The sequence below is a fragment of the Calditrichota bacterium genome (assembly GCA_013151735.1).
Classification (GTDB): domain Bacteria; phylum Zhuqueibacterota; class JdFR-76; order JdFR-76; family BMS3Abin05; genus BMS3Abin05.
The window spans coordinates 18,289-29,038 of the sequence record JAADHR010000032.1 but is presented as its reverse complement, the minus strand read 5'-3'; the positions used below and the strand labels follow the sequence as shown (position 1 = coordinate 29,038).

Annotated in this window: 5 protein-coding genes; all 5 read left to right on the top strand. The window is 47.0% G+C overall.

From position 1 onward, the window contains the following. The first annotated feature begins 334 nt into the window (after positions 1 to 334). On the top strand, positions 335 to 1,609 hold the full coding sequence (gene genX / locus GXO76_02215; protein NOY76665.1) for an EF-P lysine aminoacylase GenX: 1,275 nt from the start codon (positions 335 to 337) through the stop codon (positions 1,607 to 1,609). Between the two features lie 595 nt (positions 1,610 to 2,204). Beyond that, the gene (locus GXO76_02210; GenBank protein ID NOY76664.1) at positions 2,205 to 2,906 is read left to right on the top strand and encodes a DUF4397 domain-containing protein; all 702 of its coding nucleotides are present in this window, start codon (positions 2,205 to 2,207) and stop codon (positions 2,904 to 2,906) included. Positions 2,907 to 2,937: 31 nt separating this feature from the next. Next, complete coding sequence (locus GXO76_02205) at positions 2,938 to 5,967, top strand: TonB-dependent receptor (protein ID NOY76663.1); 3,030 nt, start codon at positions 2,938 to 2,940, stop codon at positions 5,965 to 5,967. A gap of 33 nt (positions 5,968 to 6,000) precedes the next feature. After that, positions 6,001 to 9,480, top strand: a complete 3,480-nt coding sequence (locus GXO76_02200; GenBank protein NOY76662.1) for a hypothetical protein — start codon at positions 6,001 to 6,003, stop codon at positions 9,478 to 9,480. A 58-nt stretch (positions 9,481 to 9,538) separates the two neighbouring features. Continuing rightward, positions 9,539 to 10,576: a PorV/PorQ family protein gene (locus tag GXO76_02195; protein ID NOY76661.1), complete on the top strand. Its 1,038-nt coding sequence runs from the start codon at positions 9,539 to 9,541 to the stop codon at positions 10,574 to 10,576. Positions 10,577 to 10,750: the final 174 nt, after the last annotated feature.

The following is a 10,750-nucleotide window of genomic DNA, read 5'->3' as shown; positions in this document are numbered from 1 at the left end:
AAAAAATTGATTTTTAGAGAAGTTCAACGCCTTTGGCGTTGTTCGTTATTTTTTTGATTTCAACGCTACAAATGTTGAACCCATTTCGTAGTTTTGGGAAAGTCAAAATAAGAATTTTTAAAAAGTTCGAATAACGGAAAACATCGAAGATGTTTAACATTTGTAGATTCATTATTGTAACAAAAAGTTTGAACCCCAAAGGGGTTCAACCTGCTAAAAACAAAAAACAACACCCATGTCCCATTTTCCAAATCCGGCTTACCCTGCGCGTAGCCGGCGAAATTGTTCCGTTCGCGCCTTTTTGAATGGCAATTGTTCCCAAAAACAGCCTGTGTTGGCCGGACGTCTCGTTCAATGGAAACTGCTTCCCGCCGGATGTTTTTCCGGTGCGCTTCGGGATGCCACCGGGACGCTGACCTTTCAAACCGGCGACGGTACCCAATTTTATCCAACTGCAACGCCATTTCGACGCGGCGATGTGGTGGAGGTGTTGTTTGATTCCTTCGCAAAGGAATCCCCTGCAAAGGAACTACGGCGGCTGGTTCCCACACAGGTAGAATGGGCCTCTCTACAAAATGAAACCACCAACTGGAAACGAGCGGTTGTTTCGGAAGAACAAAAAGCGCTCCTTGAAGCCCGCAGCCGTCTGATTCAAACCATCCGAACCTTTTTTCTGGAGCGCGAGTTTTTGGAAATCGACGCCCCGGCTCTGGTGCGTTTTCCCGGCCAGGAACCGCATTTGGAGCCTTTTGAAACGCGGTACCGCTCGCAGCACGGCGGCCAGCCGTTGCCGCTGTACCTGCAAACCTCTCCTGAATTTTCCATGAAAAAACTGCTCGCGGCCGGATTTGAAAAGATTTTCTATCTGGGACACAGCTTCCGGAATGAGCCGGTTTCCACCCTTCACCAGCCCGAATTCCTCATGTTGGAATGGTACCGCGCCTACGCCGACTACACGGCCCTGATGACCGACTGCGAAGTCCTCCTGCGAACATTGGCGGAATCTCTCTACAAAAGCGGGCGCTTTTCTTTTCAAAAGGAACCCCTGAATTTTTCACCCCCGTTTCAGCGCCTGTCTCTGCGGGAAGCCCTGCAGCAATACGCGGGAATCGATTACATGTCGGTTCAAACCTCCGAAGCATTTGCCAGAGTAGCCCGGAAAAAAGGCTACACAGGGGTAGAACCGAATTGGGGTTGGGATGACATTTTTTTTGAGATTTTTTTGAATGAAATCGAGCCGCGCCTTGGCAAGCCGGTTCCCACTTTTCTCACGGAATACCCCGCTTCGATGGGGGCGCTGGCCCGCCGAAAGGAGGCCGACCCGGATTTTGTGGAGCGGTTTGAGCTGTACGTGGCGGGCATCGAATTGGCCAACGCCTTTACCGAATTAAACGACCCGGAGGAGCAAAAGTCGCGATTTTTGGAAGATCAGGCGGCGCGCAGGAAAGCCGGGAAGACACCTTTTCCCATTGACGCTGAATTCTTGGAGGCGTTGCGAATCGGAATGCCGCCCGCCGCCGGCATTGCCCTGGGTGTGGACCGGTTGGTGATGGTTTTATTGAATCAGCCTTCTATTCAACAAATAACCCTGTTCCCGGAAACCTTTTGAAGAGATTTCACTCCATAAGAATTTAGAACGGTTTGGGACAGATTCCGCTTGCTTACGGCACCCACTTTGATCCATTGGATTTTGGTACATGAAGTAGCGTTATTTGTGTCAATTTACGATTTTTTCGGGCGATTCCCATCAGGGAAAAACATCATCTCATAAAATGCAAATAGGCAGGTATTTTTCGCTATTGAAACCATTTTAATGAAAATAGTGAATTATTCTCCGGCAATACGCCTATTTTTTGGGGCTACATTTATCAAAAATGTTCATAAATATTAAGGAATTGTAATTTTTCTATTGACATTCTATGAATAAAGGATTATTTTAATACGCATAAAACCCCCAATCCCTTTATCATTAGCCGGATATATCGTTTTTTAATGGCAGGAACCTTTAAAGAGATGTACGATTTGAAATCTCAAATGGTAAATCAGTTACTCAAAACTTTCCTGAAATGTAATAACACACCCAGTTGTCTTAAAATTCTTACATTCTGTTAATTAAACCAAAGAAAGGAGGTGAACTATTTTTTCATTTCGTTTGTATGGTCGTATTTTTCTTATAATGTAAAAAAAAGGAGAAAGGAGAATTCATGAAAATTTCAATTCATGCAAAAACTTTCGGGTTGCTCAGTGTTTTGCTTGTTGTATTTTTTATACTGAGCTGTGCAGACGTTCCGACGAATGCACCTCCCCTTCCGAAGTTTAAAGCAAAAGTGCGAATCATTAACGCTGCAACTGATGTTGCACAGGCCACTATTTTAATGGATGGCAAAAATTTTGCAAATGTTGCTTTCAAAGCAGGCACCGATTATACGGATTTAGCAGCCGGTAAACACACATTTCAAATTCAAGGGCAGGAAGTAGATACGTTGTTTATTGATACGGATTTTGTGGGGACAGTTTATGCCGTGAAAAAAACAAATAATGCGGCTTCTCGTTTTGTAAAAAAACGCGAACGTTACATGTATAATGATCCGGCTCCAAAGGATCGGGCAGTTGTTGTTTTTGCACAATTCTCACCGGATACAAGTCTTTCAATCGTGATGGAAACGGTCTTGGATTCTGCCGGAACCAAGGACACAACGTCCACCGATTTTGCGACGGACCTGGGATTTGGTGAATTTGCAGCTCAAAAGTTACTGGTAGATAACAGAACGTACAAATTCTATGTTAAGGCGAAAGACACGACGCTTTTGACAATTGTTCCTTCGGTAGCAAAAGGGAAAAGCGTGACGGAAGTCATTTTGAATCCTGTTTCAAGTTTGACAAGCCAGGAATTTGAGAACAAATAATTGTCAATACCCATAATGTATGGAGGAAAATATGCAACGTAAGACCATAGCTGTTTTATTCACTCTTCTGGCGCTTGTCCTCATGTTTTCGGCGATCCCATCGTTGAGCTATGCGCAGACAACGGGTAAGATCGTTGGGACTGTTGTGGATAAGCAGACAGGTGATCCGCTGCCGGGAGCTAACGTACAGATTATTGGAACAAGCTTAGGAGCTGCTACAGACAGCCACGGCGAGTTCATTATCACCAACGTCCCGGTCGGAAAATATTCTGTCAGGGCTCGATTCATTGGTTACAATGATATGGTCATTGAAAATGTCCGTGTAAATTTAGGCTTGACAACGACACTAAACTTTCAATTACTTCCTTCTGTAATTCAAACTCAGGCGGTTAAGGTAGTCGCCGAGAGACCTCTGATTGAAAAAAGTGCAACAAACGCTGTGCGTATCGTAACAAGCGATGAAATCAATAATTTGCCGGTACGCGGTGTTCAGGTTGTGGCAAATCTGCAGCCCGGTATGGTCGCTCAGGATGGACAATTGTACATCCGCGGCGGACGCTCTGATGAAGTCGGGTATTATTTGGAAGGCGCCAGCGTGCGGGATGTGGTAACCGGCGGTTCTGCAGCCATGCTGATACCGGAAGCGCTTGAAGAAATGCAGCTTCAATTAGGCGGGTACAACGCCCAATACGGAGGTGCAAACTCGGGTTTGATTCAGCAGATTATGAAAAGCGGTACCCCCAATTTCCACGTTTCAATTCATTCGGAAACAGATAATTTCACACCGATGAATCAAAAACGCTTTGGAACCTATTCGTATGGCTACTCGGATAATGTTATTACCGTAAGCGGCCCGATTCCTTTATTAGGATCAAAGGCCCGGTTTTTCCTGGCAGGTGAAAATAATTTTTACCGTGATCGCTACAGAAGATTCTGGGAACCCTTTGCCTTTTACAGCCGCTATACCCCTCTGCCCGACGGAACCGTAATGAAATTGGTGGACAGCGGGCTTCGTGGCGGCACCCCCGGTGAAGAGCTTCAGAGTATTGTTTGGGATGGTGGAAATGTTCCTTCCGGGGCCACAAGCAACCGGTACACGGGGAATGGCGTATTAACATTTGATCTTAACAAAATCAAGCTTCGTATTTCCGGAACCACAACCTGGCGGCGTTCCACGACCAACCATCTGCCGATTATGCGCCTGTTCAACCAGAGTCGATTTCCTGTAACAGATTACAGTAATGGGCTGTATACGGCAAAAATTACACATGTACTCTCACCCTCCATGTTTTACACATTGAGTATCAATTACTACGATCAGCGCGGGAAAACGTATGATCCCTATCTGAAAGATAACTACTGGTTGTATTCGGATAGCCTAGAGAATGCAAAATATGGCTTTACGCAATGGGATACGTATACACGAGATCCCAATCCGTACGACATTTACGGGTTTCCGTTTGATCGTCCGGGACATTTGCTGACCGGCTATTCAAAGTATAAACGTCATTATATCGGCGGCAATTTGGATTTCACCAAACAATTCAAGAAACATGAGTTTCAATTTGGTGGTGAAATGCAGTACTGGACACTTCGCAACTGGAGTGCGTTAAGCGGTGTAACCACCGGAGGGTTGTTGTCTTTCTTACGATCCAATCCGGATATTACGAAGGATCAGGCGCGTTTCGACAAATACATGCGGTCCCTGAGTCCCAATAATTATGGTTATGACCTCTATGGGAACGAAACGAATGCTGGAGGAATCTTCGACAGTCCGCGTCATCCGGTTATTGGTGCGGCCTATGTTCAGGATAAATATGAGTACAAAGATTTGGTGATCAATGCAGGTTTGCGTTTGGATTATTACAATATGGACGAATATGAACCGCTGAATTATAAAGATCCCGGTTTTAATTCGGACAATTTGACCCTCCCTGCAGATCAATACAAGAAGGTGAAACCGTTTATTACGGGAAGTCCTCGTTTGGGATTTGCCTTCCCCGTCACCGATCAGACGGTCTTTCACCTGCAATGGGGCAAGTTTGTGCAGATGCCGCAGATGTCGCAGGCCTATCGGAGCTCCGCCTCACGCGTAAGCCAGATGGCTGGTGGTTTTTTCTACACAAACCCGATGGCGTTTGCTGTGCATCCGGAACGAACCACCCAATATGAAATTGGTTTCAGTCAGCAATTTGCACAAAATGCATCATTTGATGCGACCTTGTTTTACAAGGACATTAAGGATCAGTTACAGACCCGGCGCGTATTCCCGGCACCGAGTTCGGGTGCTCAGGCATACGATATCACCACAAATGGTGATTTTGCCACCACAAAAGGTCTGGAATTTCGTTTGACCCTGAGACGAACCCATCGCATTATGGGCTTCATTAATTACACATTTTCCCAGGCAAAAGGAACGGGTTCTTATGTGAATCAGGCCAGCGCCTCCTTGGATCAGGCCACCAACCAGATCACGATCATTACTCCGCTGTACTTTAATCAAACCCATCGCGGCGCGATCAGTTTTGATTATCGTTTTGCGAAAAATGACGGTGGTCCCATTCTGGAACGTTCCGGTTTGAACGTGATGTTCACATTCAATAGTGGACACCCCTACACGTTGAGCACAGGTGGAATTGGCCAGAATGATGTGGCTCAGGGTGCGATTTTACCGGATGCGGATGCGAGAAATCGTCGTCCGTTGGAACCGATTGGCTCATCGACCACACCCTGGAATTTTAACCTGGACATGAAATTGGATAAAACCGTTTCAATTGCCAATTTTGATGTGGATTTCTTTGTGTATGTGCAAAATGTGCTGAACACAAAGAATGTGATCAATGTTTATCCTCGCACCGGAAACGCCTACAGTGACGGATTTCTGGAAGACCCTGAGTTGAGTGGAAGCGTTATCCAGAGTGCTGGTGGTGAAGGTTATGCTGAAATGTACCGTGCAATCAATCTCGGTAACCGACAACACTACATGTGGGCAGGATTTCGCGGTACGGACCTTTGGGGAACCCCCCGACAGATCCGCTTTGGCGTAATGATTAATTACTAAATTCCATTGGCAAAGATGATAGGCGACGTTTCAATGAAAATCGCTTTTGATAGTTATATTGAGAAATTGGAGGATAAAATCGCTATGAGAAAAATCAAGCTTCCATTCCTTCTCGTATTACTGGTATTTGGATTATTACTAAGTACCAGTTATGCGAAGGATAATACTGGTCAAACGAATGGTTCTCTCCAATTGGCAAAAATAGCCGGAGAACCGTTACATACATTACTGAACATAAATAAGATCGCGCACTGGATTCAGGCAGATGGAATTTCCGCGCACGATCCCTACACCAATGGAAGTGGTGTTTATTTTCCGCGCGGCACGTATGGCGCCGGCGTTATTTACACCGATGGCCTGGTTTGGGGCGGATACGTTCAGGACGGTCAGCAACCCAGTTTGCGGGTGGGTGGAACAACGTACACAACCGGATTAATCCAGGGTGCGATCCTATCCCCCGGAACGGCCGAAAATGCCAATGCCCCGGATGTGCGCATCTGGAGAATTCGACCGGATTATCGAACCGCTGATCTGCGACAGGATGCGGCAGAATATTTTGAAAAAAGTCTGAACGAGATCTCAAGTTCCGACGTTGAGGTTGTTCGCAAACAATATGAAACCGATTGGGAAGAATGGCCCTGGCAAAAGGGTGCACCTTTCTATGACACCGGTTATGTCAATGCCAATGGAGATACCGTTGGCGCCAATAACGGCGTTTTGGATTGGGGAGAAGATACGAATCATAATGGGTATCTGGATCCCGGTGAAGATGCCAACGGCAACGGAGTTCTGGATGCAGAAAAACCCGGTTTGGCAGGCGCGGATCAGGTAATCTGGTTTGTCGCTAATGATTTGAACGAAGGTCGCACATTGGGCCTTTATGGTTCTCCCCCGATAGGACTGGAACTCCAGGTGACATTGTGGGGTTACAACCGTACCGATGCTCTGGGAAATGTTGTTTTCAAAAAATTCCGGCTGATTTATAAAGGAACGGCTGCTACAAGTCCCGATGCCTATATCGACAGCATGTATGTCGCTCAATGGTCCGATCCGGATTTGGGCGAATATTCAGACGATTTCGTGGGCTGCGACACGACCCTGAGCCTCTCCTTTGTTTACAATTCATCCACGGTTGATGTGAAATTCAGAGACTACGGTTTGGCACCGCCTTCAGCCGGGTATGATTTTCTGCAGGGCCCGATTGTCAAATCGGACAACCCTGATGATCAGGCGATCTTTAACGGCAAGATTCGCAAGGGTTATAAAAACCTCCCAATGACGGCCTTTAACTATTTTGCGGCCGGCAGTGCCATTAGTGATCCCGATCGTGAAGAATATGCGGGAACCCTGCAATGGTTTAATTTGATGCGCGGATTGCTGCCAAGAAAGGGCACTCCGTTCACCAAAAATGATGGTGTGACCCCCACAAAATTCACGTTGGCCGGCGATCCGGTAACGGGCGAAGGCGATGTGGATGGTGTCCTGCTGCCTCCGGGTGACCGCCGGATGCAGATGATTTCCGGACCCTTCAAAATGGCCGTTGGCGACACGCAGGAAGTCGTGGTGGCTCTGGTTACAGGGCTGGGTGCCGATCGCCTTTCGAGTATTTCCGTGCTGAAATTTAATGATATTTCCGCACAGTATGCGTACGACAATTTCTTTAATCTGCCCAAGGCTCCCAAGAATCCTGACGTCAAGGTCTCGGATATGGACAAGGCCGTGATTCTGAATTGGGGCGAGAATGCACAAGCCATTGAAGCTACTGAAGGGCAGAATGAAAAAGGCTATAAATTTGAAGGCTACAATGTGTATCAGTTGCCTTCGGCTCAGGCTACAATGGATCAGGGCATTCGAATCGCCACGTACGACAAGGTTGATGAAGTGACCACCATTATGGATGCCCAGTTCGACCCGGCTTCCGGACAGATTTTGATGAAACCGGTCCAGTTGGGTAAAAATACCGGCATTAAGCGGATGATCAAAATCACCAAAGATGCCTTTACGGGCAAACCTCTGGTGAATGGCACAGATTATTTCTTTGCGGTTACCGCCTACAATTACAATGGAAGCCCGGATGTGCCCATCCATTCGTTGGAATCCTCATTAAACATTCTGCGGGCTGTTCCGCAATCTCCGAAACCGGGCGTTCGTTACGAGTCTTCTTTGGGCGATACCCTGGAAGTCACGCACGATGGGGCTTCCGATGGAAGTGTGATTGCCTACGTAATTGACCCAACCCAGACAACCGGCGACGAGTACAAGGTTACCTTTACCGCCGACACCTCCGGGAATGTAACCTGGAACCTGATTGATGTCACAACGGGCGAAGTAAAACTGGAAAATCAAACCAATCAGTCCGGTGATGACAATTACGTCATGGTTGATGGATTGATGGTAAAGGTTATGGGCCCGGCCAAGGGATTCCACGGCATCTGGCAGGTGCACAATGCAAACGGCCCCATTCCGGGCTGCGACGTCAATCCCAATGAGGACATTATGTGGATTCACTGGCTGAATGCACCCGGATATCCCACACAGCAAAAACAAGGCGGCTGGGTATTTGTAACCCACGGCGGCGGTACGCCCAACAGCGAAGCATCGTTTATTGCCCGCGTCCTGCGTGGTACAAATGCCTCACGGGCTATTCCCTACGATTTCGAAATGCGCTGGACGGCCGAAGGTGGAAAGGCCTATATGGGTTACACGACCGGCAGCGTTGTTCATGTGGGATTTGAGCTCTGGAATATCGGCAGCAATACGTGGGATGACCCCAGTGATGACTACCGCATGATCCCCTGGATTTATGACGTGGACGGCGACGATCAATTCTCCTTCTTTGGTGATGATCCCAGTTCTTCCGGAAATAATGATCCGGCCTCCGATTGGATCTACTGGCGTAATCCCAAAGATATGAGCCCCGGAACCGCTGGCTATGATGCCTGGGCCAGTTCTGAAGATGCCGGCAAAATTGGTGACGAAGTTTTGGCACGCACCCGTCTAATGAACTGGAATCGCTACCTGGGCGATGGCGATGCCTTTAAATACGGTTCGCTGGATTCTGCAACTGCAACGAAGCAGCGCCCGGAAGTTGGCACCGTTTTGCGGTGGATTACCAACAAACCCAATACACCCAAAGATGTCTTTACATTCAAATCAAAAGGTGTGTTGAAGAGTGAACGACTTGCAAAGACCGATATAGAAAAAATCAACGTCTATCCGAATCCATACTATGGGTACAATCCAAGAGAGCTCAGTACAGAGGATAGATTTGTGAGCTTTAATCATTTGCCGCAAAAAGCAACCTTCCGAATCTTTAATCTGGCCGGAATAATGGTTCGCCAATTAGAGAAAAATGATGATTCCCAGTTCTTCCGATGGGATCTGAAGAATGACAATGAGTTGCCTGTTGCGAGCGGCATTTATTTAATTCACATCGATATGCCTGAACTGGGTAAAACAAAGATTCTGAAACTGGCAATCGTCCGTGAAGCTCAATTTATCCAGGTGTACTAAAATGAAGTTTCAAATGGAACAACAATATGGAAGATTAAATATTTAAGGAGAAGAAATTATGCTTCGAAATATTTTTCGGATTTCATTTGGTGCGTTGATGGTTCTTCTAATGGTCAATGCAATGGCCTTGGCCGGCGGAAGAAGTCGCGCAGGAACATCATCCGCCCCACAACTGCTTATTCCTGTGGGTGCGCGATATATTGCATTAGGCGGTGCAAGCGCTGCTAATGCAGAAGGTGTAGAAGCCATGTATTGGAACCCTGCCGGCCTGGCGCGGTCCACACACAATGCAGAGGCCATGTTCTCGCACATGACCTACCTGGCTGATATCAGCGTCGATTATCTCGGCGTCGGCCTAAATTTTGGCAAGCTGGGTTTCGTCGGATTTAATCTAAAGGCATTGGGCCTCGGCGATATCATGGTTACAACAGCCGATAATCCGGACGGAACGGGCGAAAAGTTTACCCCAACATATTTTACATTGGGTTTAACCTATGCCCGAATGCTTACGGATCATGTAACTGTCGGTGTGAATGCGAAAATTATCTCTGAACAAATTCCCCGTGCATCCAGTGTCGGGTTTGCTATGGACGCCGGTGTCCAATATGCCGGACTGGGCGGCGTAAAGGGCTTGAATGTTGGGGTTACCATCAAAAATATTGGCCCCGACATGACGTACGATGGAACCGGCCTGTACCGAAAGGCAAAAGCTGTGGGTTCCAAAAGGCCCGTTTCGGACCTGAAAGTGGCTCCGGCAACCTTTGAACTGCCTTCCATCGTCGAAATTGCTCTTTCATACGAATATTCTTTGGGTCAATTGGGCCTGATTCGGGCCTCTTATCTCTTCCAGAACAATAACTTCTCAGCCGATGAAAACAAGGCGGGAATTGAGTATTCCCTGAAGAATATGTTTTTCCTGCGTGCGGGCTATACCTCAGCCCTGAATGCACCGACCAATTCGTATATCTACGGTCCAGCATTTGGCTTTGGATATCATCAAAACCTGGGCGGTATGGACCTGTATATTGATTATGCGTATCGTACGGTGGAATACTTCAATGCCAACCAGATTTTATCGATTAAGCTTGGCCTTTAATCGAAAAACAGGACGGTGATGTATTGGACAGGGGTTGGATTTTTTTGAATCCAACCCCTGTTTTATTGGAGCCAAATTCCAAATGAAGCGTATAATAGGTGTGAAAAAAATCTAAAAAGCAGTGCCTTTTGCCCTTTTTACCATAGCCTGGGGCAAGGGGTGAAATTGGAAAAT

Coding starts and splice junctions, on each gene's coding strand:
- GXO76_02205 (NOY76663.1), top strand. CDS start 2,938: ATGCAACGTAAGACCATAGCTGTTTTATTCACTCTTCTGGCGCTTGTC.
- GXO76_02210 (NOY76664.1), top strand. CDS start 2,205: ATGAAAATTTCAATTCATGCAAAAACTTTCGGGTTGCTCAGTGTTTTG.
- GXO76_02200 (NOY76662.1), top strand. CDS start 6,001: ATGAAAATCGCTTTTGATAGTTATATTGAGAAATTGGAGGATAAAATC.
- GXO76_02195 (NOY76661.1), top strand. CDS start 9,539: ATGCTTCGAAATATTTTTCGGATTTCATTTGGTGCGTTGATGGTTCTT.